This is a genomic window from Klebsiella sp. S69 (assembly GCF_016516145.1).
GTDB classification, from domain to species: Bacteria; Pseudomonadota; Gammaproteobacteria; order Enterobacterales; family Enterobacteriaceae; genus Klebsiella; species Klebsiella oxytoca.
On the sequence record NZ_JACVUU010000001.1, the window covers coordinates 13,539 to 38,836 of the forward strand.

General features: G+C 55.3%; 21 protein-coding genes and 1 tRNA gene. 12 read left to right on the forward strand and 10 right to left on the reverse strand.

Going from position 1 to position 25,298, the window contains the following annotated elements:
- Positions 1 to 488 precede the first annotated feature (488 nt).
- Positions 489 to 1,880, forward strand: a complete 1,392-nt coding sequence (locus IAE27_RS00065) for an EAL domain-containing protein (protein ID WP_200091502.1) — start codon at positions 489 to 491, stop codon at positions 1,878 to 1,880.
- 343 nt (positions 1,881 to 2,223) lie between these two features.
- On the opposite strand, the gene IAE27_RS00070 is transcribed toward IAE27_RS00065, so the two are convergent.
- The 3 genes from IAE27_RS00070 to proB form a co-directional block, all read right to left on the reverse strand.
- Positions 2,224 to 2,299 (reverse strand) — tRNA-Thr (locus tag IAE27_RS00070).
- Positions 2,300 to 2,411: 112 nt separating this feature from the next.
- A complete protein-coding gene (gene proA, locus IAE27_RS00075; protein ID WP_004099295.1) occupies positions 2,412 to 3,665 on the reverse strand; it encodes a glutamate-5-semialdehyde dehydrogenase in 1,254 nt (417 codons plus the stop codon).
- A 10-nt stretch (positions 3,666 to 3,675) separates the two neighbouring features.
- Positions 3,676 to 4,779: a glutamate 5-kinase gene (gene proB / locus IAE27_RS00080; RefSeq protein ID WP_004099297.1), complete on the reverse strand. Its 1,104-nt coding sequence runs from the start codon at positions 4,777 to 4,779 to the stop codon at positions 3,676 to 3,678.
- 290 nt (positions 4,780 to 5,069) lie between these two features.
- On the opposite strand from proB, the gene phoE reads away from it, so the two are divergent.
- Complete coding sequence (gene phoE, locus IAE27_RS00085) at positions 5,070 to 6,122, forward strand: phosphoporin PhoE (RefSeq protein WP_004099298.1); 1,053 nt, start codon at positions 5,070 to 5,072, stop codon at positions 6,120 to 6,122.
- A 62-nt stretch (positions 6,123 to 6,184) separates the two neighbouring features.
- Here the strand turns inward: phoE and IAE27_RS00090 are convergent, their stop codons facing one another.
- Positions 6,185 to 6,748 (reverse strand): C40 family peptidase, encoded by a 564-nt coding sequence (locus IAE27_RS00090; protein WP_004099299.1) that lies wholly within the window; start codon positions 6,746 to 6,748, stop codon positions 6,185 to 6,187.
- A 329-nt stretch (positions 6,749 to 7,077) separates the two neighbouring features.
- On the opposite strand from IAE27_RS00090, the gene IAE27_RS00095 reads away from it, so the two are divergent.
- Positions 7,078 to 8,022: a LysR family transcriptional regulator gene (locus IAE27_RS00095; RefSeq protein ID WP_154022339.1), complete on the forward strand. Its 945-nt coding sequence runs from the start codon at positions 7,078 to 7,080 to the stop codon at positions 8,020 to 8,022.
- Here IAE27_RS00095 and IAE27_RS00100 read toward each other — a convergent pair.
- Positions 8,019 to 9,086, reverse strand: a complete 1,068-nt coding sequence (locus tag IAE27_RS00100) for an ABC transporter substrate-binding protein (RefSeq protein ID WP_004099301.1) — start codon at positions 9,084 to 9,086, stop codon at positions 8,019 to 8,021. The two genes, IAE27_RS00095 and IAE27_RS00100, sit on opposite strands and share 4 nt — an antisense overlap.
- Positions 9,087 to 9,308: 222 nt before the next feature.
- Here IAE27_RS00100 and IAE27_RS00105 point away from each other — a divergent pair, with 222 nt between their 5' ends.
- Genes IAE27_RS00105 through IAE27_RS00115 form a run of 3 tightly spaced genes read left to right on the forward strand, consistent with a single transcriptional unit; the run spans position 9,309 to position 13,428 of the window.
- Positions 9,309 to 10,877, forward strand: coding sequence for an ABC transporter permease (locus tag IAE27_RS00105; RefSeq protein WP_154022340.1), 1,569 nt, complete (start codon positions 9,309 to 9,311; stop codon positions 10,875 to 10,877).
- Entirely contained in the window at positions 10,874 to 11,617 is a 744-nt protein-coding gene (locus IAE27_RS00110; RefSeq protein ID WP_154022341.1) for an ABC transporter ATP-binding protein, read from the forward strand. Before IAE27_RS00105 ends, IAE27_RS00110 begins: the two co-directional genes overlap by 4 nt.
- Before the next feature lie 23 nt (positions 11,618 to 11,640).
- Entirely contained in the window at positions 11,641 to 13,428 is a 1,788-nt protein-coding gene (locus IAE27_RS00115; protein ID WP_024273809.1) for an aryl-sulfate sulfotransferase, read from the forward strand.
- A gap of 7 nt (positions 13,429 to 13,435) precedes the next feature.
- Here the strand turns inward: IAE27_RS00115 and IAE27_RS00120 are convergent, their stop codons facing one another.
- The gene (locus tag IAE27_RS00120) at positions 13,436 to 14,233 is read right to left on the reverse strand and encodes an AraC family transcriptional regulator (protein ID WP_032727856.1); all 798 of its coding nucleotides are present in this window, start codon (positions 14,231 to 14,233) and stop codon (positions 13,436 to 13,438) included.
- 101 nt (positions 14,234 to 14,334) lie between these two features.
- Between IAE27_RS00120 and IAE27_RS00125 the strand changes: the two genes are divergently transcribed.
- Both IAE27_RS00125 and IAE27_RS00130 read left to right on the forward strand, forming a co-directional pair.
- A complete protein-coding gene (locus IAE27_RS00125) occupies positions 14,335 to 15,144 on the forward strand; it encodes a sulfite exporter TauE/SafE family protein (RefSeq protein WP_115239968.1) in 810 nt (269 codons plus the stop codon).
- Positions 15,145 to 15,354: 210 nt separating this feature from the next.
- Entirely contained in the window at positions 15,355 to 16,017 is a 663-nt protein-coding gene (locus tag IAE27_RS00130; RefSeq protein WP_004110910.1) for an HAD family hydrolase, read from the forward strand.
- 142 nt (positions 16,018 to 16,159) lie between these two features.
- Here IAE27_RS00130 and phnE (IAE27_RS00135) read toward each other — a convergent pair whose 3' ends face one another.
- The 4 genes from phnE (IAE27_RS00135) to phnC all read right to left on the reverse strand — a co-directional run bounded on the left by phnE (IAE27_RS00135) (position 16,160) and on the right by phnC (position 19,785).
- On the reverse strand, positions 16,160 to 17,041 hold the full coding sequence (phnE, locus tag IAE27_RS00135; RefSeq protein ID WP_004099313.1) for a phosphonate ABC transporter, permease protein PhnE: 882 nt from the start codon (positions 17,039 to 17,041) through the stop codon (positions 16,160 to 16,162).
- Complete coding sequence (gene phnE, locus IAE27_RS00140) at positions 17,038 to 17,910, reverse strand: phosphonate ABC transporter, permease protein PhnE (protein WP_004099314.1); 873 nt, start codon at positions 17,908 to 17,910, stop codon at positions 17,038 to 17,040. The genes phnE (IAE27_RS00135) and phnE (IAE27_RS00140) overlap by 4 nt, the downstream gene beginning before the upstream one ends.
- Positions 17,911 to 17,978: 68 nt before the next feature.
- Positions 17,979 to 18,920, reverse strand: a complete 942-nt coding sequence (phnD, locus tag IAE27_RS00145) for a phosphonate ABC transporter substrate-binding protein (protein ID WP_070557140.1) — start codon at positions 18,918 to 18,920, stop codon at positions 17,979 to 17,981.
- Between the two features lie 22 nt (positions 18,921 to 18,942).
- On the reverse strand, positions 18,943 to 19,785 hold the full coding sequence (gene phnC, locus IAE27_RS00150) for a phosphonate ABC transporter ATP-binding protein (RefSeq protein ID WP_004099316.1): 843 nt from the start codon (positions 19,783 to 19,785) through the stop codon (positions 18,943 to 18,945).
- Positions 19,786 to 20,716: 931 nt separating this feature from the next.
- On the opposite strand from phnC, the gene ecpR reads away from it, so the two are divergent.
- The 4 genes from ecpR to IAE27_RS00170 all read left to right on the forward strand — a co-directional run bounded on the left by ecpR (position 20,717) and on the right by IAE27_RS00170 (position 25,284).
- Positions 20,717 to 21,259 (forward strand): ECP biosynthesis operon DNA-binding transcriptional regulator EcpR, encoded by a 543-nt coding sequence (ecpR, locus tag IAE27_RS00155; RefSeq protein ID WP_004099317.1) that lies wholly within the window; start codon positions 20,717 to 20,719, stop codon positions 21,257 to 21,259.
- A gap of 154 nt (positions 21,260 to 21,413) precedes the next feature.
- The gene (gene ecpA / locus IAE27_RS00160; RefSeq protein ID WP_004099318.1) at positions 21,414 to 22,001 is read left to right on the forward strand and encodes a common pilus major fimbrillin subunit EcpA; all 588 of its coding nucleotides are present in this window, start codon (positions 21,414 to 21,416) and stop codon (positions 21,999 to 22,001) included.
- Between the two features lie 60 nt (positions 22,002 to 22,061).
- Positions 22,062 to 22,730 (forward strand): hypothetical protein, encoded by a 669-nt coding sequence (locus tag IAE27_RS00165; protein ID WP_004099319.1) that lies wholly within the window; start codon positions 22,062 to 22,064, stop codon positions 22,728 to 22,730.
- Between the two features lie 25 nt (positions 22,731 to 22,755).
- The gene (locus tag IAE27_RS00170; protein WP_156529805.1) at positions 22,756 to 25,284 is read left to right on the forward strand and encodes a fimbrial biogenesis outer membrane usher protein; all 2,529 of its coding nucleotides are present in this window, start codon (positions 22,756 to 22,758) and stop codon (positions 25,282 to 25,284) included.
- Positions 25,285 to 25,298: the final 14 nt, after the last annotated feature.

Genomic DNA, 25,298 nt, shown 5'->3' on the forward strand with positions numbered 1-25,298 from the left:
TATTCCAGAGAGGTAATCCCCACCTAGGCAGGGATGGATCTTTTTTTGTATTTTGATGGCTGGCCTGGATTTCTATAATTAATGTAAAGGAGGGTTTATTATCTTTTTTGTAAGTAAATAAAATGAAATTAAATGTTAATTTTTTATTTTTAGTGACATAGAAATCATCATTAATTTAGAGTTTTTGATGAATCTATTCCAATGGGGATATTATCTGTAAATTAATTTTTCGTAATTTCTCACTTGTGTTTTCCTTGGGGGAAGTCAATGGAATATTATGTTTTTTATTTTTGTCATGATATTTTCATTTAAATGTATCGATTCAGTTACAAAATATTTATTTTGATATGACTAATTTTTATAGGAATGTTTCTTATAAAGCAAATTATGAGGCAAGGATGTGTGCTAAAGATATAAAATATGTCCGGAATAGACATTTTGATTATATTTTATCCCCTTGTGTAATGACTACCTGCGGGTTGCTTGGTATGCTTGATAATCCGAGGGATGTTACTATATTAGATGTAGAAAAACAGAATGATGCACAATTATTAGAAATTGGTAAGGATGAGCGCATAGTCGTATTTATTCCTGATGAACCCTATTTGATGCTATCAACTTTAAAATATTTAGTGTCTCTAATGAATAACTCCAGGTATATGTTTTGGGTTCTGATTCTTAGCCGGATTCCATCATTCTGGATTTGGAATGTGATCAAATCGCAAGTGGTGAAAAGTAAAATATCACATTCTTCTATCCATATTGCACCATCGGATCTCTCATGTGAAAAGCTCTCTGAGATTTTACTGCCCGAAAGGACTCTGTGTCCACTCATACAAGATGTTGCCGTTTTCGAAGACCTTTTTCTTGGAAAAGATGAGGGGATATTAAATCAAAGTAAGAAAGATGGATTATCTAAAAAAGAGTTACAAGTTATGTCTAGTGCTTTTAATGGAGATAGCGTTACCTCACAGGCTGATCTGCTTGGAGTAAGTAAAAAAACAGTCTATAACCAGAGATTATCTGGGATAAAGAAAATGGTGGGGATAGTCCCCTTTCTGTTTTGGAGTTTTCGTGAAAAATCTGAGATGCAGATCGAGGGTATCAAAATGTTGAACGCACTGACGCCATTTGAGCGAGAGTTTGCGCATGCATTATATTGCAATGAGTTATTTGTTGTATTACAGCCTATAACTAAGGGCACGGATGAATTAGAGGGATTTGAGGTTCTGATAAGATGGTATAGTAACGGTCAGGTTCTGATGCCAGTCGATTTTCTCCCAAAATTGCACTCTACTTATGTTTGGATAATACTCACGGCTTTTTTAATACAAAAAACGGTGAGCTATATTAACTTTTATAAAGGGAAATATTTTTTCTCCATTAATGTTGCATCCAGTACCATCGATAATGAGGGGCTCGTACGCATGCTGGAAAAGGCAAAAAAGAAGTTGCTCTCTCCAGACTGGACAGAAAAATTCGTATTGGAAATTAATGAAAAGAACGATCTATACCAAAATGAACAAGCTATTAAAAACCTGTCTTATTTACAAAAACTAGGATTTTTCATTATCCTTGATGATTGTTTTTCATCTAATAGCGTTATTTTCCCAGTTCGGAAATTTCAATTTAATGGTTACAAACTGGATATGAGTGTTGTTGACGCTATGAGTCAGGATGTGGAAGCTATTGCTTTAGTGAAAAGCCTCTCATATTACTGCAAGTTGACCAACCGGTATTGTGTTGCTGAAGGGGTCGACGAGGCGGGGAAGGTTACGATTTTGAGTGATGCCGGTATATCCTGCTATCAGGGAAACCTGATATCTGAACCTATTAATGAAAACGATTTACAGGATTTCATTAGCAGATTTAATCGATAAACATCACATACTTTTCGTCCTCGGCAAAGGATCAATGCAACTGCAAGGGTCCTTTGTTTGCCTAAACGATGTTGCCTGCATGCCGATTGTTTAAGTGATAATGCTGGTGTTATTAACATGAAATCTTTTCTTGAACCGGTTACAGGGAACTGAAACATGAGTGCTTGAAAGCGAGTTCTGTCATATGTCCTGATGGATAAAAATCATATTAGAAGGTGGTATTGGATATCGGCGGATTCATGGACAATTTCACAGAGATAAGCGATGACTCACCGACTCTTATAGGTGAATAAAAGGCGAAGCATTAATCTCAATGAATTGATTAATAATGATTTTTAAGTGATGGTGCCGATAATAGGAGTCGAACCTACGACCTTCGCATTACGAATGCGCTGCTCTACCAACTGAGCTATATCGGCCCTGCAAGACGTGCTGACGAGCGTAAGCACGGGATAGAAGGTTAAAACTAAGTGGGTGATGCGTCAATGCCCTTGTGAATCAAACGGCTACTTTTGCATCACCCAATGCGCATTAAGCACGAATGGTATCGTCGCCGAAACCAATCCACTTATAGGTCGTCAGGGCTTCCAGCCCCATCGGGCCGCGCGCGTGCAGCTTCTGGGTGCTGACCGCCACTTCCGCGCCGAGGCCGAACTGGCCGCCGTCGGTAAAGCGGGTAGAAGCGTTGACGTACACTGCCGAGGAGTCCACCTCGTTGATAAAGCGGTTCGCGTTGCCCAGGGTGCGCGTCAGGATGGCGTCGGAATGCTGAGTACCGTGCTCGCGAATATGCGCTACCGCTTCATCCTGATCGGCCACCACCTTCACGTTCAGATCCAGCGACAGGTACTCATTGTCATACTGCTCCGCTTTCACCGGCTCTACGCTGGCCGGGCCGTTTTGCAGCGCGGGCAGGGAGGCCGCATCGGCGTGCAGGCTGACGCCGCTTTCCGCCATCTGCTTGCTCAGCGCGGGCAAGAAGCGTTCGGCGATATCCTGATGTACCAGCAGCGTTTCGACCGAGTTACAGGCGCTCGGGCGCTGCACTTTGGCGTTAACGATCACTTTCAGCGCTTCGGCAACGTCAGCGGAGTGGTCGATATAAATATGGCAAACGCCGATCCCGCCGGTGATCACCGGAATCGTCGACTGTTCGCGGCACAGCTTATGCAAACCTGCGCCGCCGCGCGGGATCAGCATATCGATATACTTATCCATCTTCAGCATCTCGCCGACCAGCGCCCGATCCGGACTCTCAATCGCCTGGACGGTGGCTGCCGGTAAGCCGCACTCCTGCAGCGCCTGCTGAATCACTTTCACCGTGGCGGCATTGGTGCGCCAGGTCTCTTTGCCGCCGCGCAGAATCGCCGCGTTGCCGGTTTTCAGGCACAGAGAGGCGACGTCGACGGTCACGTTCGGGCGCGCTTCGTAAATCACGCCGACCACGCCCAGCGGCACGCGGCGGCGCTCAATGCGCAGGCCGCTGTCCAGCAGGCCGCCGTCGATCACCTGACCAACCGGGTCCGCCAGGTTGCAGACCTGACGAACATCGTGAGCAATCCCGCTCAGGCGCGCCGGGTTAAGCGCCAGGCGATCGAGCAGCGCCTCGCTCAAACCGTTAGCGCGCGCTTCCGCCAGATCCTCAGCGTTAGCCCGCAGGATCGCGTCGGTCTGCGCTTCAAGATAGTCGGCAATCTTTTCCAGCACCTGGTTTTTTTCGCGGCTTGAAAGCTGCGCGAGTTTGTACGAGGCCGCTTTGGCAGCAATGCCCATTTGTTCCAGCATTTTCAGCTCCTTAACGGATAATCATGTCGTCACGGTGGACGGCGACCGGGCCATATTCATAGCCCAGAATGGCATCGATCTGCTGCGAGTGCTGCCCGGCGATACGGCGCAGCGCATCGCTGTTATAGCGGCTGACGCCGTGGGCGATATCGCGGCCTTCAAGGCTGCGGATGCGGATCACTTCGCCGCGCGAGAAGTTGCCGGTGATGGTTTTAATCCCTTTCGGCAGCAGGGAACTGCCGCGTTCAAGAATTGCCTGGGTCGCACCGGCGTCAACGGTAATTTCGCCCGCCGGCGGCGCGCCGAAAATCCAGCGTTTGCGGTTTTCCAGCGGCGACTCCTGGGCGTGGAAGCGGGTGCCTACGGAAACCCCCTCCATCACGTCGCCAATCACGCCAGGGCGGCTACCGGCGGCAATGATCGTATCAATACCCGCGCGGCAGGCGACGTCGGCGGCCTGCAGCTTGGTGCCCATACCGCCGGTACCTAAACCCGACACGCTATCGCCCGCGATAGCGCGCAGGGCGTCATCAATGCCGTAAACGTCTTTAATCAGCTCGGCCTGCGGGTTGTTGCGCGGGTCGGCGGTGAACAGCCCCTGCTGATCGGTCAGCAGCAGCAGTTTATCGGCGCCCGCGAGAATTGCCGCCAGCGCCGAAAGATTATCGTTATCGCCGACTTTAATTTCAGCGGTCGCCACGGCGTCATTTTCATTAATGACCGGCACGATATTGTTATCCAGCAGCGCGCGCAGGGTATCGCGGGCGTTGAGGAAGCGTTCGCGGTCTTCCATATCGGCGCGGGTCAGCAGCATCTGGCCAACGTGAATGCCATAAATAGAAAAAAGCTGTTCCCACAGCTGGATAAGACGGCTCTGGCCGACAGCTGCCAGCAGCTGTTTCGACGCAATGGTCGCGGGCAGTTCCGGGTAGCCGAGGTGCTCACGTCCGGCGGCTATCGCCCCGGAGGTGACGATCACAATTCGATGACCCATCGCGTGCAGCTGCGCGCACTGACGCACTAATTCAACGATATGGGCGCGGTTCAGGCGGCGGGATCCGCCCGTTAAAACACTGGTGCCCAGTTTTACCACCAGCGTCTGGCTATCACTCATGATTCTCTGCCGTTCAAAAAGGAGTTTCGATATCGAGTTGATGTTGTAACAGGAGTGAGCCCGCTTGCCAACACCTGGCGTGGTGGACGAACCACTTCATTGCGCGGATCGGGCATTCTGGCGAGAAAATATGACACATTCATGACGGAAATAATTTAATACTCTTTTTAAGTAAAAGTTCCATGTTGTCATAAATTTTTAATATTAGAGCGTTAAAAAACCTGCAGTTTTTGACAGGGCTTCCGCCCGGAATTGATTAGCGCGTATAAATAAATTACCAGGACTGAATAATGAAAAAGAGCTCACTGGCATTAATGATGATGGGTCTTATTGCTTCTTCGGCTACCCAGGCGGCAGAAGTTTATAATAAAAACGGCAATAAACTGGACGTCTACGGCAAAGTCAAAGCGATGCACTATATGAGCGACTATGACAGCAAAGATGGCGATCAGACTTACGTTCGTTTCGGCATTAAAGGTGAAACGCAGATTAACGACGATCTGACCGGCTACGGCCGTTGGGAATCGGAGTTCTCCGGCAACAAAACCGAAAGCGACTCCACGCAGAAAACGCGTCTGGCGTTCGCCGGGGTGAAAGTGAAAAACTACGGCTCATTCGACTATGGTCGTAACCTCGGCGCGCTGTACGACGTCGAAGCCTGGACCGATATGTTCCCGGAATTCGGCGGCGACTCTTCCGCGCAGACCGATAACTTTATGACCAAACGCGCCAGCGGCCTGGCCACCTGGCGCAACACCGATTTCTTCGGCGTGGTAGATGGCCTGAATCTGACCCTGCAATATCAGGGCAAAAACGAAGGTCGCGACGCGAAGAAACAGAACGGCGACGGTTTCGGTACCGCCCTAAGCTACGACTTCGGCGGCAGCGACTTCGCCGTCAGCGCGGCCTATACCAGCTCCGATCGCACGAACGACCAGAACCTGCTGTCTCGCGGTACGGGTAAAAAAGCGGAAGCCTGGGCAACCGGCCTGAAATATGACGCCAACAATATTTACCTGGCGACCATGTACTCAGAAACCCGCAAAATGACGCCAATCAGCGGCGGTTTTGCCAATAAAGCGCAGAACTTCGAAGCCGTGGCGCAGTACCAGTTCGATTTCGGGCTGCGTCCGTCCCTGGGCTACGTGCTGTCAAAAGGCAAGGATATTGAAGGCGTAGGCAGCGAAGATCTGGTCAACTATATTGACGTTGGCGTGACGTATTACTTCAACAAAAATATGAATGCCTTTGTGGATTACAAAATCAACCAGCTGAAGAGCGATAATAAGCTCGGCATTAACGATGATGATATCGTTGCTGTCGGTATGACCTATCAGTTCTGATAAGTTAACAGCTAACAGACAACAAAGCCGCCGTGGTGACAGGGCGGCTTTGTTATGAGTGATTAACGATTTTTTGCCAGATGCAGATTATCGTTATTCATGGTTATCTGGGCGTTATATTCCTTCGGCAGGCGGCGAGCCTGGTAGAATACCGATTGCCAGTATGGATTATCCAGCGAAGAGCGCATCACGCCCTGGCTGGTGGAGGCATGAAGAAAATTACGGTCGGTATCATAGAAACCGACGTGCATGCCGCCTTTAATACGGAAGAAGACTAAATCTCCCGGCCGCAGCTGCCGCGGGCTCACGCGCTCGCCCATATGCAGAAGCTCGCGCGTCGTAATGCGCTCCATCGGCAGGTTGAAGCGATCTTTGAGCGTGCGCCAGACAAACCCGGAGCAGTCGACGCCGCTTTGCTCCGTCCCGCCCCATTCGTAGGGCGTTCCCTCCCAGGTATGCATTTGATCGTGCAGCGCGGCGATCACCGGGATCAGATCGTCTGAACCTCCGTCGATGGTCGAGTGACTACTCTGGGCGGCGGTTTTATGCGGTTTCGATGAGGATGAACATCCCGCCAAAAGCAAAAAAGGAACAAACAGTAGCGCGTGAGAGAGTCTGGGCTTCATATCATTGTTTTTCGTCACTGAAAACGGGCCGTGATATTTTATAGCCGATTCGCTACGGCCTCAGAATGACCAAACGCAAAATTTACGAAACCTTACGTAATTAATAGGGGCAGGATCGTGTAGTGAAAATAACGCGCATTATTTAACGCCAACCTGAACTTATCGTATTAATAATTTTTTTCTCCGTGAAACAATATTTCACAAATATTCGCGTGTGACGCAACCGGGCAGATTCACTTCAAGGTGAAAGATCCTCATCATCCCGCCATTGCGCCGCCAGGCTCCCCTCCAGTACTTTTGAGGGATAAAAGAGAGAGTGGGGCGGGCTAATGCATCTGGATTTTCGCCAACTGCGCAACTTTGTGGCGCTCGTTGAGTACGGCAGTTTTAATCGCGCGGCCGAGGCGGTGTGCCTGTCGCAGTCGGCATTCAGCCGCAGCATCCAGGCGCTGGAGCAGAGCGTCGGGCATCCTTTATTTGACCGGCAGAGCAAGCTACCGACGCTCACTCTGCACGGGCAAAAGCTGCTGCCCTACGCCCGCCGTTTTCAGGAACTTAACGTCGAGCTCAGCAGCCAGCTGCGCGAAGCGGACGATGCGCAAAACGGCGAGGTCGCCTTTGGCTGCGGCCCGGCCCCCGCCGCGAGGCTGATTCCGGCTGCCATCGGCGAGTTTCATCGTCTTTTGCCACAGGCGAGGGTGCGCTTTCAGATTGATAACTGGCTGGCTCTGCATCAGGCGCTCACCTCCCAGAGCTATCCTTTTGTCGTCGCCGACAGCTGGCAGGCCGAGCTCGACCCGCAGCTGCGCGTTCAGCCACTCAGCCCGCAGCGCTGCTTTTTCGTCTGCCATGCCGGGCATCCGCTGGCAAAACAGGGTCCGGTCTCTATTCAGGCGATGCTGCGTTACCCCTTTGCGGCACCCTATCTGCCGCCGGGCGTGCGCAAGGTGCTGGCGACCCTCAGCCAGCAGCAGGACTTCACGCCGGCGATTCAGTGCGACCATATCTACGCGCTGCTTTCGACCCTGGCGCGAACCAATGCGATTAGCTTCGCCAGCGAGGATGGCTTCGCGCTATGCCAGCACAGCCATCGGCTGGTTAAGCTGGAGCTCAGCGATCTGCCCGAAGAGTGGCGGCTGATGCAGACCCGGTTTGCCATTATCTCTCCGGTTCATGCGGCTCAGTCGCCGCTGGTTGCGAAGCTGATTGAGATGATCCTCCATACCGATCGTCAGCATCAACTGCAGCTGCTGGCCCAGGAGGAGGGGAGTTAACCGGCGTTTTTCGCCTGGCCTTCGGCATCGTACTGCGGCCAGCGGTTTTCCAGCTGCTGGGCTTTCAGCGCCCGCTCGACAAACTGGCCGTCCACCCACTGGCTGACGTCGAAAGCGCTGCGGATCAGGCGGCCCGAGTGAGCCTGCCCGACGCTGCTGCTAAAGCTGGCGGTCAGGAACGGGTCGATGCGCGGCGAGGTGGTAAAGTTCAGATCCTGCGGCTGCAGCTCTTCGAGAAACAGCGCCTGCGGGATCTGGCTCTGCTGCGCCATCTCGGCGGACCAGGCGTCGCGATTGGCCGGGTCACTGATTTCAGCGGCGTTCTTCACCAACACGTTAACGATCTGCTGGGTCGCCTGCGGCCAGGCGTCTATAAACGTCTGCGTGCCGAGGAACCCGGCCTGAGTGGTGTTCTGGCGGCCGGAGTCACCGCTTTTGACGACCACATCAATCTTATCGCCGCGTAGCGCCAGCAGCGAAACGCCGCCCCACACCGCATCGACGCGACCGGCCGCCAGCGCCGCTTTGCCGGCGTTCCAGTCGAGGTTGATCACCTGCAGGCTGCGCTCGTTGAGGCCGACGGTTTGCAGCGCCCGGTCAAAGGCCAGCTGGTCCGCCGTGCCGCGATAAACCGCCACCCGTTTGCCTTTCAGATCGGCGAGGGTTTTAATCCCGGAAGCTTTGGTCACCGCGAGGTAAGATTCCGAACCCCGGCTGCCCAGCAGCAGGCGCGTCGGCAGCCCGTTGGCCTTACCGATAATCGCCGCCAGATCGCCGAGGTAGACAAAATCCAGCTGGCGGTTGGCTAACGCTTCATTTACTGCCGGACCGGCGCCTTTGAAAAACTGCCACTGCACTTCCACGCCCTGCGGCTTAAACACCTCTTCCAGCTGATGGCGGATAAACGCCATGCCGACCGGCCCCTCAATAAAGGGTTTACTGCCCGCGCTCTGGTCCGGCACGCCGATGCGGATAGTGCGTAGCGTTTCGGCCTGGACGCTGGACGCCAGGCCGATGACCGCGACCAGCGCCAGCAAGGTGCGGTTGAATATTGCTTTCATCATAACGTGTTGCTCCCTTGAGTTTTTTCTCACCCTAAAGAGCCGACGGGTAACGTGTTAAATGCTTTTATTCGCCAAGCATTGCCGAAAAAAAGCTAAATCAGAAGCCGCGTGCCCGCCAGGCTGAAATGCATTTGATGCATCGGGATTATTCGCCTTACGCAATGGCGGTGAAGCGTGAGGCACGTTTTGATAGCGGCATGACTGACTGAAAAGTGGACCGAAATGTCGCAGATGATCTTAAGAACGGATGCTCCCGGCAGGCCGGGGTTCAGGCTTAACGGCTGGCCGTGGCTGCTGCCTGCGTTACTGCTGCTGCTGTGGTACATCGCCGCGCGCGAGGGATGGATGCCGGAGCAAATTTTGCCCGCGCCGTCGGTGGTTGCCGATACCGCCCTGTCGCTGCTGAGCGGCGATCTACTGGCACAGTGGGGATTCAGCCTTCAGCATCTGGCGCTTGGCCTGCTGCTGGGCGCCATCGCAGGCACGCTGCTCGGGGCGCTGTTCGGCCTGGTGCCGGCCGCCGCGCAGCGGGTGGAACCGCTGTTTTACGCGCTGGCGCAAATCCCGACGCTCGGCTGGATCCCGCTGTTTATGGTGCTGTTCGGGATCGATAACGGCCTCAAGCTGGCGGCGATCGTCAAAACCACCGTAGTACCGATGACCATTAATACGCAGCAGGCGGTGGCCGGCGTGCCGTTGACCCTGAGCGAAGCCGCAAGAGTAATGAATTTTTCCCGCTGGCAGCGGCTGCGCTGGCTGGTGATCCCGGCAAGCCTGCCGGGTTGGTTTACCGGCCTGCGTCTGGCGCTATCGCAGGCCTGGGTGTCGCTTATCGTCGTGGAACTGCTGGCTTCTTCGGAAGGTATTGGCTACCTGATGGTCTGGGGTCGTCAGCTGTTTCAGCTGGATATCGTCTTCGTCACCATTGCGGTGGTTGGCCTGAGCGGCATGCTGATGGAGTGGGCGGCGAACCGGGCCTGTTCCCGGCTGGTGTTCTGGCCGCAGCCTGCCGCCGGACGCCTGGCGTGGAAACCGCAGGCCAGCTGGCGGGCGCTGCAGCTGCCGTTAGTTCTGCTGGCGCTGTGGCAGCTGGCCAGCCAGTCAGGCTGGATTGATGAAGCCTTGTTCTCTTCGCCGCTGGCGGTAGCGGTGCGCTTTATTCAGGGCATCCTGAGCGGGGAGCTGACTACGGCGATGTTGGCCAGTCTTGGACGGGCCTTTGTCGGCGGCGCGCTGGGGGTTACGGGCGGCCTGCTCTGCGGACTGCTGCTGGCGCTGCGCCCGCACGCCGGGCAAATCTTCACGCCCACGTTAAACGTGCTGCGCCATATCGCCCTGTTTGCCTGGCTACCGCTGCTGACCGCATGGGTGGGCAACGATAACGGCGGCAAAATCGTCTTTATCGCGCTGGCGTCGTTCTTTCCGATGTTCTTCAGCACGCTGCAGGCCGTGCTGCAGCGTAACCCGCAGCTCGATGAAGTGGCCAGGGTACTGCGCCTGGGCGAATTAGCGCGCCTGCGCAGGGTTATTCTTCCCGGCGCGGCGCCGGGGATCTTCGCCGGTCTACGGCTGGCGCTGATTTACGCCTGGCTTGGCAATATCGGCGCGGAATATTTCATGTCCTCCGGCGTCGGCATCGGCAGCCTGATGATCAACGCCCAGCAGCTGCTGGATATGCCCACCATTCTCTGCGGCATGGTGCTGGTCGGTATCACCGGCGCGGCGCTGGATAAAGCCGGACGTTTACTGGAAATGCGCGCCACCCGCTGGCGTCAACAGGAGCAGCTATGACCTCTTCAACTCTGGTCTCTTTTCGCCACGTGCGTAAATCCTGGCAACAGGTAACGGCGCTACAGAATTTCAGCCTGGATATCGCCGCCGGTGAACTGGTGGCGCTGGTGGGCAGCAGCGGCTGCGGTAAATCGACGCTGCTGCGGATGCTGGTAGGCCTGGAGTCAGCGACCCAGGGCGAAATTCGCATTAACGGCGAGTCGGTCACCGGCGTGGGCAAAGAGCGCGGCATCGTATTTCAGGAGCCGCGCCTGTTTCCGTGGCTGAAGGTGATCGACAACGTCATGCTCGGTCTGGCGGATGAAAAGCTCAGCCGGGCGGAGAAGCGCCAGCGGGCGCTGGAAATGCTGGAACGCGTGCAGCTCAGCGAATTCGCCAACGCGCTGCCCGCGCAGCTCTCCGGCGGTATGGCCCAGCGGGTCGCCATTGCTCGCGGCCTGGTGGCCCGTCCGCAGATTCTGATGCTCGATGAGCCTTTCGGCGCGCTGGATGCCCTGACGCGCCATACCCTGCAGCAGGAACTTTTACAGATACATCAGCGCGCGGGAACCACCACGCTGCTGGTGACGCACGATGTGGAAGAAGCCGTCGCCCTGGCCGACCGGGTCGTTGTGCTCTCGCCGCGTCCGGGGCGGATACGGGAAGTGGTAAGCCTGGCGCTGCCCCATCCGCGCCAGCGCGACGATGCCGCGTTTACCGCTGCCTGCCGCCAGATACGCAATCTGATTACTTCTGCCTGATTCTTTAATGTAAGGAGCAACTTATGGGACACCCCTCCGTCTTCCCGACCGGCGCCACCCTCTACGATCCGCAGCGCGCCTGGAGCGGCTACACCCTTTTCCAGGCCACCGAACACGGCGCGGTGCTGGTAGATATGAACGGTCACGTGGTACGCGAATGGCCTGAACTGCATGGATTTCCCAATAAAATCCTGCCCGGCGGCGCCATCCTTGGCCACAGCGGCGAGCGCGATCCGCGCTACGGCATGCAGGATATGCTCGATCTGATCCAGGTGGACTGGGAAGGCAATGTGACCTGGAAATTCGATCGCTATGAGCAGGTGAGCGATCCCGGCAATGAAACGCGCTGGATGGCGCGAGCTCATCACGACTATCAGCGGGCAGGCAATCCGGTGGGCTATTACGCGCCGGGGCTGGAGCCGCAGGTGGATGGCGGCAATACCCTGATCCTCGCCCATACCAACCTGCTGAACGAAGCGATCTCCGACAAGCTGCTGCTGGACGACACCATTATTGAAGTCGACTGGCAAGGCAACGTGGTGTGGGAGTGGCGCTGCAGCGACCATTTCCACGAGCTGGGTTTCGACGACGCGGCGCGTACCGCGCTCTACAACAATCCGAATATGCGCGCCAGCGGCGGTGGAATGGGCGACTGGATGCATATCAATTCGATGTCGGCGCTGGGGCCGAATAAGTGGTATGACGCTGGCGATGCGCGTTTTCATCCCGACAACATTATCTGGGACGCCCGTGAATCCAACATTATCGCCATTATCGACAAACAGAGCGGCAAGATCGTCTGGCAGCTGGGCCCGGACTACAGCAAACCGGAGTTGAAACACATCGGCTGGATTATCGGCCAGCATCATGCGCATATGATCCCGCAGGGGCTACCGGGCGCGGGCAATATCCTGATTTTCGATAACGGCGGCTGGGCCGGATACGGCGCGCCGAATCCGGCATCGGCGGACGGAGTGAAAAACGCCTGGCGCGATTACTCCCGGATCCTGGAGATCAATCCGCTGACCCTTGATATCGAATGGCGCTATTCGCCTTATGAAGCGGATTTGCCGCAGCCGACCGATTCGTACCGCTTTTACAGCCCGTACATCAGCAATATGCAGCGCCTGGAAAACGGCAATACCCTGATTAACGAAGGATCGAACGGGCGCATTTTTGAAGTGACCCGCGATCACGAAATTGTCTGGGAATATATTTCGCCGTTCTGGGGCAAGACGCTGAACAACAATATGGTCTATCGCGCCTACCGCATTCCCTACGCCTGGATCCCGCAGCTGGCGCAGCCGCAGGAGACGCCGATTGCGGCGGTCGATGTACGAACCCTGCGCCAGCCCGGCGCGGCGGCAGCGGGACCGGCGCAAAGCGTGGTGCGGGTGGCGGGCGTACAGCCGTACAGTAAGAGCGCCGATGCGCTGTGCGTGGCAACCGATAACGATACCCTGCGCCGCAGTCCGAAGCTGTTCCGCGTCGCGGAAAGCGCGTTCACGCCGATAAGCGCGGCGAGCGAGCTGGAGAGTAAAAGGCCCGTGCTGCTGTTCGTAGGCGCGGAGCGCTGCGTGCACTGCCGCAAGCTCTGGCAACTGCTGGCGCATGAGAAACTCAGCTCGCGAATTGCTCAACTGGATACGCGCTATCTGGATGCCGACCAGCATCAGGATCTGGCGACCACGCTCGGCGTGCGCGGCCTGCCGACGTTGCTGCTGCTTAAAGCGGGGCAGCCAGCAACGCGCGCGCCCGCGCAGCTTTCGGTGGATAATCTGTTCGACTGGCTGAATCGCGCAGCAGAGTAAGTCGCGATTATTGCGGACTGGCGTTTGCCGGTCCGCCGTTGATCTGGCGGATAAAGGCCATCGGCGAATAGCCCATCGCTTTGCGGAACATCGCGGTAAAGGCGGCCGGATACTCATAGCCCAGACTCAGCGCGACTTCGGTAATCGAATCCCCTTCCCGCAGCGCCGTCATGGCGTACATCAGGCACGCCTGCTGGCGCCAGTCGCAAAACGCCATCCCGGTCTCCCGGCGAAACAGACGATTAAAGGTGCGTACGCTTTTGCTCAGCTTTTGCGCCCACTGCTGCGGCGTGCTGCGGATACTGGGCTGTTGCTGAAAATCGCCGCATAGCGCCGCGAGGTGGCTGTTCTGCGGGAGCGGGGTAAACATCGGCAGCGGCGCGGCGGCGCCCAGTTCATGGAGCAGGAGCGCAATCAGGGCGGCATCGCGCCCGCTCTCTTCATACAGCAGCGGTAGCTGGCAGGCGGCCAGCAGGAGCTGATGGGTCAGCGGAGAAACCTGTAACACTTCGCAGCGCTCGCTATCACGCGGGGCGATCTGCGCATCAATATACAGGCTGTGGGTGCTGACGCCGGGCATCCAGACGCGATGCGGTTTTGTCGCTGGAATCCATACTCCGCTGAACGGCGGGACCAGCCACTGGCCGTCATCCGTTTCGACCTTCATTAACCCGTTCATCGCGTACAGAAACTGCGCCCGGCGGTGGCTGTGGCGCTCCAGCAGCGTATTGGGCGGGTAGTCGCTGCCCAGCGCCAGCACCCGGCGAGGCAGATGATCGACGTCATTAATCGCAACGTTGCGCATAAAAATTTGCCCTGGCTGAAATTCGTAATAGATTGGCTTTAAAGCGTAAGCCGGCCATGAGGTTATTCTATATCGTTACCTCCTTTTGTGGAGGAGTTCGAATGAGCGACTGGCTTTTTCTGTGCGGCATACTATCCGGCGTGACCACCTGGCTCTTTGGTTTCGGCGGCGGTTTCGTTACCGTCCCGCTGCTCTATTTACTGGTCACCGGCGCGTGGGGAGCGCAAAGCGCAGTCGGACAGCAGGCGATGCAAATCGCGGTCGCCACTTCGGCGCTGGTTATGCTTTGTTCCGCGCTGCTGGCGACCTGGCGGCACGTGCGTACCGGCACCCTGAGCTGGCGTCGTCTGTGGGCCATGCTCACCGGCATTGCCGTTGGCGGCATCGCCGGCGCGCTGTTGGCGCTTGAGGTGAGCGGGGAGTGGATCCGCTGGCTGTTCGTTATCTACCTGCTGGCAACCGTTGCCGATTGCTACCTTCGCGCCGGATTTATGACTCCGCCCTCCCGCCGGGTGGCGCCGTCGGTGCCACACGAGCTCACGACTGGCGGCATCATTGGCCTGATCGCCTCTTTTCTCGGCGTGGGGGGAAGCGTGATGACCGTTCCTCTGATGCGCCGTCGCGGCGTGCTGATGTCCGAAGCAGCGGCGATGGCCAACGTGCTGACGCTGCCGCTGGCGGCAACGGCGACGCTGACCTGGCTATTGCTCGCCTGGCTGTCGCCGGTGGCGTTACCGAATGGGTTTATCGGCAACATCTGGCTATCGGCGGCGGCGCAGCTGGTGGCGGGAAGCTGGCTGGGATTAAAAATAGCCTCCCGCTGGCTGGCGCGTTTACCGGATCGCTGGCATGTGAGAATTTATCCGCTATTGCTGATAGCCGTACTGCTGGTGATGAGCGTGCGGGGATAATGAGGGACGCGGCGCTGCGCATCCATCCGAGAGTCGCCCGGGTAAGCGTAGGGTATGAACCGGAAACATGGGTAACACTTTAGACCGGATACATGGGTAACAGTTATAACTGGCATAGAAGAGGAGACTCGTTATGCTCGGTTCATTCTGCTGTCATTTTACTTGCGCATGCTCTCGCGAGGCGCTGTGGCCGATAAAGGAAAATAAACGATGGGTAAAACGCTGACCATTTTCGATCTGGATAATACGTTGATTAAGGGCGATAGCAGTACGCTGTGGAGCCGCTTTATGGTGCGCGAAGGGTGGGTAAACGATGCCGATTACCTGGCGCGGGAAGCGATGCTGATGGACGATTACGATCGCGGCGAGATGAATATCGCCGATTATGTGGCTCTGATTCAGGCGCCGCTGGTTGGTGTGGCAAAGCAGGACGTGGATGCGCTACTGGCGCGCTGCGTGCGTGAAGAAATTTTGCCGCGCGTTTATCCGCAGGCCTGGGATCTGATTCGGACTTTACAGGCAAAGGGCGAGCAGATACTGGTGATCTCAGCCTCGGTCAGCCTGCTGGTACAGGCAGTCGCGGCGCAGCTGGGCATCGAGCAGGCGCTGGGCATTGACGTTGAGATGGTGGACGGCGGCTATAGCGGAGTGATTGCCGGTACGCCGAGCTATCAGCAGGGGAAGGTGGTGCGTCTTGAGCAGTGGCTGGCGGCGCATCCCGCCTGTTCGGGCGAGGTGACCTTCTACACCGATTCGATTAACGATCTGCCGCTGTGCCTGCGCGCCGATCGCGTACGGCTGGTCAACCCGTGTCCGCAGCTGACGGCGGCGAATGCGCAGCATCAGTGGCCGGTACTGACGTGGCGGCTGTGATTTTCCCCGGGGGGCGGCGTAAACGCCTTACCCGGCTACTTTTTCGTGCAGTTTGGGTAAACCGGATAGCTGCGCAGCGCCGCCTCCGGGAATGTTGTGATATCAGACTTCCCCGGGGAGGCGTAGCGCGATCCGGAAAAAACTAATCCGCTTTAAACAGCGGCACCACGCTGCCGCCAATATAGCGGCGGCGCAGCCAGGCGGACAACGTATCCATCGCCATCACCACCGCCACCAGCAGCAGGGTAATAAACATCACCACGTCCCAGTTCCATAGACGCATATTTTCCGCATAAATCAGGCCGATCCCTCCCGCGCCGACAAAGCCGAGCACCGCGGCGGAACGGGTATTCGATTCGATCTGATACAGGCTCAGCGCCAGGAAAGTGGGGAAAGATTGCGTGAAAATGCTGAAACGGTGCTTCTGTAACCCGTTCGCGCCTACCGCCGTCAGCCCGCGTCCCGGCGAGCGCTCAACCGCTTCGTGCCCCTCAGCGTACAGACGCCCCAGCAGCCCGGTATCCTGCATGATTATCGCCAGTACCCCGGCCAGCGGCCCGAGCCCCACCGCGCGGACAAAAATCAACCCCCAGATCGCCATATCGATACCGCGCAGCACGTCGAACAACCGGCGCATCAGCAGGGCAATCGTCCCCGGAATCACGCCGCGCATAATGTTGCGCGCCGCCAGGAAAGAGAGCAGAAGGGCGATAACCGTCGCGGTAAGCGTCCCGGCGAAAACAATCGCCAGGGTAATAGCGATTTGCGTGAAGTAATAGCGGAACGGCCAGTTAAAAAAGTCGTGCCAGACGAACATTCGCAGCAGATAGCGACTGATTTGCTCCAGTCCGCTGGCGAGCTGCTCGCCGCTGATGCCGAACTGCATAAAGAACCAGACATAGTAGAGCAGGCAGGCCAGCGTCAGCAGGCCGATATAGCGCAGATAGCGCCCCTGGGCCTGATACAAATGCCGATGCTGGCGACGGCTGGCAGCGATATCTGGTTGATTTTGCCACTGTCTCATTTTTTCCCCTCCAGAACCCACTGCCGCAGGCGGCCGGACAGCATATCCAGCAGCGAGACCACGAGAATAATCAGCAGCAGCGTGATGCTGACCTGATCGTAACGGTCCAGTTTGATATTGGTCATCAGCTCCTGGCCGATGCCGCCCGCACCCACCAGCCCAAGGATGGTTGAGGAGCGGAAGTTAATTTCGAGGCGCATAAAGCCGTATGAGAGGAAGATGGGTTTGACCTGCGGCCACAGGGCAAAGCGGATACGTTGCAGATGCGACGCGCCGCAGGCGGCCAGGCCGCGCACCGGTTTATCCTGGGCGCTCTCTACCGCTTCATAGAACAGCTTGGTCAGGCTGCCGATAGTGTGCAGCATTAATGCCAGGAAGCCGGGGATGGCGCCGATACCAAAAGCCATCACGAAAATCACCGCCCACGCCAGCTCCGGCATGGTGCGCAGAAAAGCCACCAGCACGCGGACGGCAACACGCAGGGGAGCAGGGGACCAGGCATTATTAGCGGCAACGAACGCCAGCAGGGTGGCAATCACCACCGCAACCAGCGTCGACGCCAGCGCCAGCTGCAGCGTTTCCCAGATAAGCGGTAGCTGAATCGGCAGGCGATAGCCCCAGTAAGCCAGAGAGCCCTTAGTATGCGAATCGGCAAACAGATCGGCGATGTGCAGCGTGGGCAACGTCTCAAATAGGTAATCAAGAAAATTGGGCAGCGAGTGCCAGATGGTAAGGAGATTAAACTCGGCCAGGCTGCCGGCGGCAAAATAGAGTACCAGCAGCAGCAGGGACCCGCTAAAGGTATCGCGCTTTTGTCGCGAGCGTACCTGCTGATAGTAGCGTTCGAATTGGGTATGGGTGTTATTCATGCGTCGCTGTGTCTTCAACGAGTCGCTGCCCCCCGCGACACTCGCCGGGCGGCAGCGTCAGGGTGGGATTAACGCGCGCTAACCAGTTCGCGTTTCATATCAATAATCTGCTGAAAATCAGCCACGCTGCCCGGGCCGATATGCTGCGTGCCGCCCATCGCTTTAATAAAGCAGGCGTGATCCTCGGTATCCAGCTTTTTAATCGCGGTAATGACTTTGGCCTTAAAATCAGCAGGCAGGGAATTGCTGACCAGGATCGGGCCGTTCGGGATCAGCGGCGATTGCCAGATAATGCGGATTTGCTTCATCAAATCCGGGTGATCCATGCGAATCAGGCGGTTGAAGGCGCCGACGCTGTAGCCGCTATTATAGTCACCGACCATGGAGGTCCAGGTCACCGCACCGGCAAACTGACCGTTCAGCACGCCGAGAATATCCTGCTCGTGGCCGCCGGAGAAGGTCACGCTGGAGAAGAAGTTATTATATTTATTATCCGCGGTGCCGCCGAACTGCTGTTTAAAGGCGTGGTTCGGAATTAAAAAGCCGGAAGTGGAATCCGGGTCGGCGAAGCCAAACGCTTTGCCCTTCAGATCCTCTAACTTTTTATACGGGCTGTCCGCTTTGACAATCACCACCGAGTGGTAGCCGCGGGACCCGTCTTTATCATCTACGGCAATCCCAACAATATCGACCGCTTGCGGATTGTTAATATAAACGGAGGCGTAAGAAGACGGCGACATACTTAATACCACGTCAACTTTGCCACCCAGTAATCCCTGAATGACGCCGGAATAGTCGGAGGAGTTACGTAATTTTGTATCGACCTTCAGCTCTTTATCAAGGAATTGCTTAACGCACTGGTTGTCGCCAATTTGCTGCGTTGCGTTCTGACCGCCAAGGATACCCAGGTTTAATTCCTTCGGTTGTTCAGCAGCGCTTGCCTGCCATGCCATCATAATGCCTGCAAACGCTGCGGATAAACGAACTGCGCCAGTGATGTACTTTTTCATTATTTTGCCCGTGTGAGTGAAATTAATGCAATTGGCTAATTTCATCGCCATACAGCCGATGCAGAATATCCTGATTCAGCTGCGTGGGATGGTCGTCAAAAATAATCTTGCCTTTGGCTATGCCGATAACCCGCGTGCAGTATTCTCGCACCAGCTCCACCGAATGCAGGTTTACCATCACGCTGATGCCCTGTTCGCTAATTTCGCGCAGGACATTCATGATCCGCTGCGTATTTTTCGGGTCGAGAGAGGCGACCGGTTCATCGGCCAGCAAAATCCCCGGGTTTTGCATCAGGGCCCGGCAAATGGCCACGCGCTGCATCTGGCCGCCGGAGAGATTTTCCGCTCGCTGCAGCGCATGCGGCAGCATATTCATCCATTCCAGCAGGGAGATAGCGCGGGCGCGGTCGGCGTCGGGGAAGATTTTGAATAATGATTTCAGGGTTGAGGTTTGGCTCAGGCGTCCCAGCAGCACGTTGGTCAACACGTCGAGACGCGGAACCAGGCAAAAATCCTGGAAAATCATACCGCACTGGCTACGCCAGGCGTTCATCGCCCGCCCGGACAGCTTTGATACGTCCTGCGGCGTCCCTCCTTCCGGGAAGCTGAGGATTTCGCCGCCGCTGGCGCGATGGGTACCGTTAATGACGTGCAAAAGCGTCGATTTTCCGGCGCCGGAGCGACCGATCACGCCAACCAATTCGCCCGCATGCAGATCGAAACTGATGCTATCCAGTACGGTTTGCTGCGCGCGCCAGGCTTTGCTCAGGTTGCGTACGCTCAGGACCTTACGTTGCCGGTCGATAAACGGCGGCGTAAACGGTTGATAATCGGTTTCTGCAACCGCAGCCAGGGAACTGTTCATAAGTGCGTCCAGATTCGTCAGTAAACTGGGCACTATTAATGGTGTTTTATATGACTGCCAGATGACAATAAAGCGAACAAATAGTGAACGATCCGGTGATTCAGCGTAACGGATGACGAAAAATTCCGTCAGGGATCACATTTTTGCATCGGCAATCCGGCGTCTGAAAATACTCAGCCTACCTTTAATACGCTATGCATACGATATTAAGAATGATACGTATTTCATCTGATCGAGATGCCGCGTTTTATGCGACATTAGCCGCAACGGTTTTATTGCCGCTGGCGCAAAGCAATGCCTCAGGATGTTCGTGCAAATCTTCTTTCTGAGTCGATTTAACCGAATAGATAATCTTTTCGTGCTTGTTTACGATTCACCGCGCTAAATTTTTTGTCGGCGACTATACCTTTTGTGCGGAGCATAATTTCATTATTTACGCTAATTAATGAAATTAACCACTATTTTTGTGTTGATTGTTGGTTTTTTCTTCTTATTTTTTGAATTTCTTCGGTTTTTTTGCTTTTTCGAATGAAAGTGCGGTTAAGAATAGTCTTAACAGCTAATAGCTAAGATCCTGGAACATATAATATTCACTTAAGAATCGACGCATATCCCACCAATAACCATATGAAAACAAATGCTTTTTGTGTTTAACTCAATATCCTTATTTTTATTCTTCAGGCTTAAATTGACCTGGTCGGTAATTAGCCCCCAGCGCACTTATTGACACACATGGAGAAAAATCCTAAATTTGGTGACACAAGAAACAAGCAAGTCATTTAGTGTTCTTTGCCTCAAGCAATACTATTTTGTGTTTTTAGATTGGATATATTTATAAGAGGGAATTTGCTGAATTAGACTTTGCAGGCCTGGGCTATCAGCAGTGTTGTGATACGTTCAAGATTTCCAGGACTATGGGGTTTAACACTATATGGATTATAAATATTCTTTAGATCAGTGCATCTGGCCAGCGCATGATAGCTTTTTTTTAAAAGGTCTCGCTGAGCTTATTCTGGATATCGATGACTTAATCTATCTTTCACTAGAAAAGGTACGCCGGGAATTTGTATTTATTAACCTTAGCGCCAGTTCGCTGAATTATTTTATCCGCCGCGATAATGAGTGGTTGGCTGAAATGAAAGGAAAGCAGATTGTACTTATTGCTGCAAGGCGCTCGGAAGCGCTGGCCAATTACTGGTATTACAATGGCTCCATTCGAGGCGTGGTCTATGTAGACTTAGCTAAGGATATTCGTCAGGAGCTGGCTTACGTTATCAATGGCCGTTTTCTACGTAAAGATATAAAGAAAGATAAAATTACCAACCGGGAAATGCAGATAATTCGTATGACGGCGCAGGGAATGCATCCGAAATCTATCGCCAAAATTGAGAATTGTAGTGTGAAAACAGTCTATACCCATCGGCGAAATGCTGAGGCCAAACTGTATTCAAAAATATATAAGTTAGCGCTGTAATTAGTAATAAACGTTGTATTTAAAAATTGTGCACCAGGTCGTAACACCCAAAATAATTTGCGTCGCAGATAATAATGATGCGGCCTGAACTATGGCGGGAATGCACACAGACGTGGGACATCAGGTCCCTTAATAAACTCAGGATGAAAAAGCTATGAAAAAAAAGGTTCTTGCAATTGCTCTGGTAACCGCGTTTGCCGGTATGGGTGTCGCTCAGGCAGCTGACGTTACTGCTCAGGCAGTCGCTACCTGGTCCGCAACCGCCAAAAAAGACACAACCAGCAAGCTGGTTGTGACTCCGCTGGGCAGCCTGGCTTTCCAGTATGCTGAAGGGGTTAAAGGCTTTAACTCACAGAAAGGCCTGTTTGATGTGGCTATTGAAGGTGACACCACCGCGACCGCATTCAAGCTGACCTCGCGTCTGATCACCAATACCCTGACTCAGCTGGATACCTCTGGTTCCACTCTGAGCGTGGGCGTTGACTACAACGGCGCTGCGGTCGAAAAAACGGCTGACACCGTCATGATCGACACCGCTGCGGGCACCCTGGGCGGCAACCTCAGCGCGCTGTCTAACGGCTATAACACCGCTGGTCGCACCACCGCTCAGGACGGCTTCACGTTCTCCATCATCAGCGGCACCACCAACGGCACAACTGCCGTTACTGACTACAGCACGCTGCCGGAAGGTATCTGGAGCGGTGACGTCAGCGTACAGTTCGACGCCACCTGGACCAGCTGATCCTCTCGTAGCACCAGGCAGGGGGTTCTCCCCCTGCTTTCTTTCACGGAATGAAACGATATGAAAAAACACATTCTGGCCATCGGCCTGTTGCTCAGCACAATGACGCCTGCCCTGGCGCTGGATGTGGGCGATATCTCTTCGTTTATGAACAGCGACAGCAGCACGCTGAGCAAAGAGATCAAAAATACGACCGACAGCGGTCGCTTAATCAACATCCATATGGAACGCCTCTCTTCGCCGCTGGATGGCGGTAAGGTGATCCCGATGGATAAGCAGGACGAGATTTTACTGACCCCCGCCAGCCTGCTGCTGCCCGCGAAGGCCAGCGACGTGATTCGCTTTTTCTATAAAGGCCCGGCGGACGATAAAGAACGCTATTACCGCATCGTCTGGTTCGATCAGGCGCTCAGCGATGCCCAGCGCAACGGCTCGACCCGCAGCGCGGTAGCCACGGCTTCGGCACGCATCGGCACCATCCTGGTGGTGGCCCCGAGAAAAGTGAATTACCGCTATCAGTACGCCAACGGCACGTTGACCAATACCGGCAACGCCACCCTGCGCATTCTGGCCTATGGCCCGTGCCTGAAACCGGCGGATGGTAAGGATTGCAAAGAAAACTACTTCCTGATGCCCGGAAAAGAGCGCCGCTTTACGCGCGTCAATGTGGCTGACAAAAAAGGACGGGTCGCGCTCTGGCAGGGCGAGCAGTTTGTTCCCGTGAAATAGACAACTGTGCTGACGGACCAAAACTATGCTTATACCAGGGATTGCCCCAGGACTTAAAGTGCTCCTTGCCTCTGGCATGGCCATCTTGCTTGTTCCGCTCAGCGTTTCCGCCGCGGCTGACAAAGTACAGCAAATCGGCGGCGTCATTATCCCTCAGGCCTTCAGCCAGGCGCTGCAGGACGGAATGAGCATTCCTCTGTTTATTCACCTCGAAGGCAGCAACGGTACCCAGGACGATCAGCGCATCGGCAACGCTTTTATCTGGCTGGATAACGGCGTACTGCGCGTCCGGCAAATACAGCTGGAAGAGAACGATAACAATGCCACCGTCAGTGAACAGACCCGCAAGCAGCTGACCGCGCTGGCCAATGAAGCATTCACTAAAGAACTCAAAATTAGTCTGACAGATGATGCGCAGCTACAGCTCAGCCTGCGCCAGCTGCTGCTGCAGCTGGTGGTGAGAAAGGAGGCGCTGGGTACCGTGCTGCGTTCGCGCAGCGAAGATATCGGTCAGTCCAGCGTCAATACCATCAGCAGCACGATGAACTATAACCTCGGCGTATATAACAACCAGATGCGCAACGGCGGCAACAACACCTCCAGCTATCTGTCGCTGAACAACGTCACCGCGCTGCGCGAGCATCACGTGGTGCTCGACGGCTCGCTGTACGGTATAGGCTCCGGCAATCAGGACAGCGAAGTCTATAAAGCGATGTATGAACGCGATTTTGCCGGCCATCGTTTTGCGGGCGGGATGCTGGATACCTGGAATTTACAGTCCCTCGGCCCGATGACCGCCGTTTCGGCAGGGAAGATTTACGGCGCCTCATGGGGCAACCAGGCCAGTTCAACGGTGTTCGACAACTCCCAGTCGGCGACGCCGGTGGTCGCCTTTTTACCCGCCGCCGGGGAAGTGCATCTCACCCGCGACGGGCGCCTGATGAGCGTGCAGAACTTTGCCATGGGTAACCACGAAGTGGACACGCGCGGCCTGCCGTATGGCATTTACGATGTCGAGGTTGAAGTCATTGTGAACGGCCGGGTGGTCAGCAAGCGTACCCAGCGGGTCAATAAATTGTTCAGCCGCGGACGCGGCGCCGGCGCGCCGCTGGCCTGGCAGTTCTGGGGCGGCAGCTTCCATATGGACCGCTGGTCTGAGAGCGGTAAAAAGACGCTTCCGGCTAAAGACAGCTGGCTGGCGGGCGCCTCGGCCTCCGGTTCGCTCAGCACCTTAAGCTGGGCGGCGACCGGCTACGGTTACGATAACAACGCCGTCGCCGAGACGCGCCTGACCCTGCCGATCACTGAGTCCATTAACGTGAACCTGCAGAATATGCTGGCCAGCGACAGCTCGTGGAGCAGCATCGGCAGCATCAGCGCCACGCTGCCCGGCGGCTTCAGCTCGGTGTGGGTCAACCAGGAAAAAACGCAGATTGGCGACCGGATTCGGCGCAGTAATGCCGACAACCGGGCTATCGGCGGTACGCTGAATCTCAATTCACTCTGGTCAAAACTGGGGACGTTCAGCATCAGCTATAACGATGACCGCCGCTATAACAGCCACTACTACACGGCGGATTACTACCAGACGCTTTATACCGGATCCTGGGGATCGCTGGGCCTGCGCGCAGGGATACAGCGCTTTAATAACGGCGATAGCAGCGCCAGCACCGGGAAGTATATTGCGCTCGATTTCTCGCTGCCGCTCGGCAACTGGTTCAGCGCCGGGATGACCCATCAGAACGGCTACACCATGGCCAACCTGTCGGCGCGTAAACAGTTTGATGAAGGCAGCACCATCCGTACCATCGGCGCCAACGTTTCGCGGGCGATTTCCGGCGACACAGGCGATGATAAAACCCTCAGCGGCGGCGCATATGCTCAGTTTGATACCCGCTACTCCACCGGTACGTTGAACGTGAACAGCGGCGTGGATGGCTACGTGAACACCAACCTGACCGCCAACGGCAGCGTGGGCTGGCAGGGGAAAAATATCGCCGCCAGCGGCCGCACCGACGGCAATGCCGGGGTGATTTTCAACACCGGACTGGAAAATGACGGCAAGCTGAGCGCCAAAGTTAACGGTCGCATTGTTCAGCTCTCCGGCAACCGCAACTACCTGCCGCTGTCGCCCTACAGCCGCTATGAAGTGGAGTTGCAGAACAGTAAAAATTCGCTCGACAGCTATGACATCGTGACCGGGCGCAAGAGCCAGCTGACCCTTTATCCGGGGAACGTGGCGGTGATTGAGCCGGAAGTGAAGCAGATGGTCACGGTCTCCGGACGCATTCGCGCGGAAGATGGCACGCTACTGGCCAATGCGCGGATTAATAACCATATCGGTCGTACCCGCACCGATGAGAACGGTGAGTTTGTGATGGACGTGGATAAAAAGTATCCCACCATCGATTTCAGTTACGGTAAAAACCAGAGCTGCGAAGTGGCGCTGGAGCTAAGCCAGGCGCGCGGCGCGGTATGGGTGGGCGATGTGGTCTGTAGCGGCCTCTCCACCTATGCCCGCGTGCAGCCGACAGGAGAAGGTAATGAAAGCTAAGTGGCTGGCATGTT

Bases quoted from the DNA above. Each gene is read 5' to 3' on its own strand.
- IAE27_RS00065 (WP_200091502.1), top strand. From the start codon at position 489: ATGCTTGATAATCCGAGGGATGTTACTATATTAGATGTAGAAAAACAG.
- proA (WP_004099295.1), bottom strand. From the start codon at position 3,665: ATGCTGGAACAAATGGGCATTGCTGCCAAAGCGGCCTCGTACAAACTC.
- proB (WP_004099297.1), bottom strand. From the start codon at position 4,779: ATGAGTGATAGCCAGACGCTGGTGGTAAAACTGGGCACCAGTGTTTTA.
- phoE (WP_004099298.1), top strand. From the start codon at position 5,070: ATGAAAAAGAGCTCACTGGCATTAATGATGATGGGTCTTATTGCTTCT.
- IAE27_RS00090 (WP_004099299.1), bottom strand. From the start codon at position 6,748: ATGAAGCCCAGACTCTCTCACGCGCTACTGTTTGTTCCTTTTTTGCTT.
- IAE27_RS00095 (WP_154022339.1), top strand. From the start codon at position 7,078: ATGCATCTGGATTTTCGCCAACTGCGCAACTTTGTGGCGCTCGTTGAG.
- IAE27_RS00100 (WP_004099301.1), bottom strand. From the start codon at position 9,086: ATGATGAAAGCAATATTCAACCGCACCTTGCTGGCGCTGGTCGCGGTC.
- IAE27_RS00105 (WP_154022340.1), top strand. From the start codon at position 9,309: ATGTCGCAGATGATCTTAAGAACGGATGCTCCCGGCAGGCCGGGGTTC.
- IAE27_RS00110 (WP_154022341.1), top strand. From the start codon at position 10,874: ATGACCTCTTCAACTCTGGTCTCTTTTCGCCACGTGCGTAAATCCTGG.
- IAE27_RS00115 (WP_024273809.1), top strand. From the start codon at position 11,641: ATGGGACACCCCTCCGTCTTCCCGACCGGCGCCACCCTCTACGATCCG.
- IAE27_RS00120 (WP_032727856.1), bottom strand. From the start codon at position 14,233: ATGCGCAACGTTGCGATTAATGACGTCGATCATCTGCCTCGCCGGGTG.
- IAE27_RS00125 (WP_115239968.1), top strand. From the start codon at position 14,335: ATGAGCGACTGGCTTTTTCTGTGCGGCATACTATCCGGCGTGACCACC.
- IAE27_RS00130 (WP_004110910.1), top strand. From the start codon at position 15,355: ATGGGTAAAACGCTGACCATTTTCGATCTGGATAATACGTTGATTAAG.
- phnE (WP_004099313.1), bottom strand. From the start codon at position 17,041: ATGAGACAGTGGCAAAATCAACCAGATATCGCTGCCAGCCGTCGCCAG.
- phnE (WP_004099314.1), bottom strand. From the start codon at position 17,910: ATGAATAACACCCATACCCAATTCGAACGCTACTATCAGCAGGTACGC.
- phnD (WP_070557140.1), bottom strand. From the start codon at position 18,920: ATGAAAAAGTACATCACTGGCGCAGTTCGTTTATCCGCAGCGTTTGCA.
- phnC (WP_004099316.1), bottom strand. From the start codon at position 19,785: ATGAACAGTTCCCTGGCTGCGGTTGCAGAAACCGATTATCAACCGTTT.
- ecpR (WP_004099317.1), top strand. From the start codon at position 20,717: ATGGATTATAAATATTCTTTAGATCAGTGCATCTGGCCAGCGCATGAT.
- ecpA (WP_004099318.1), top strand. From the start codon at position 21,414: ATGAAAAAAAAGGTTCTTGCAATTGCTCTGGTAACCGCGTTTGCCGGT.
- IAE27_RS00165 (WP_004099319.1), top strand. From the start codon at position 22,062: ATGAAAAAACACATTCTGGCCATCGGCCTGTTGCTCAGCACAATGACG.
- IAE27_RS00170 (WP_156529805.1), top strand. From the start codon at position 22,756: ATGCTTATACCAGGGATTGCCCCAGGACTTAAAGTGCTCCTTGCCTCT.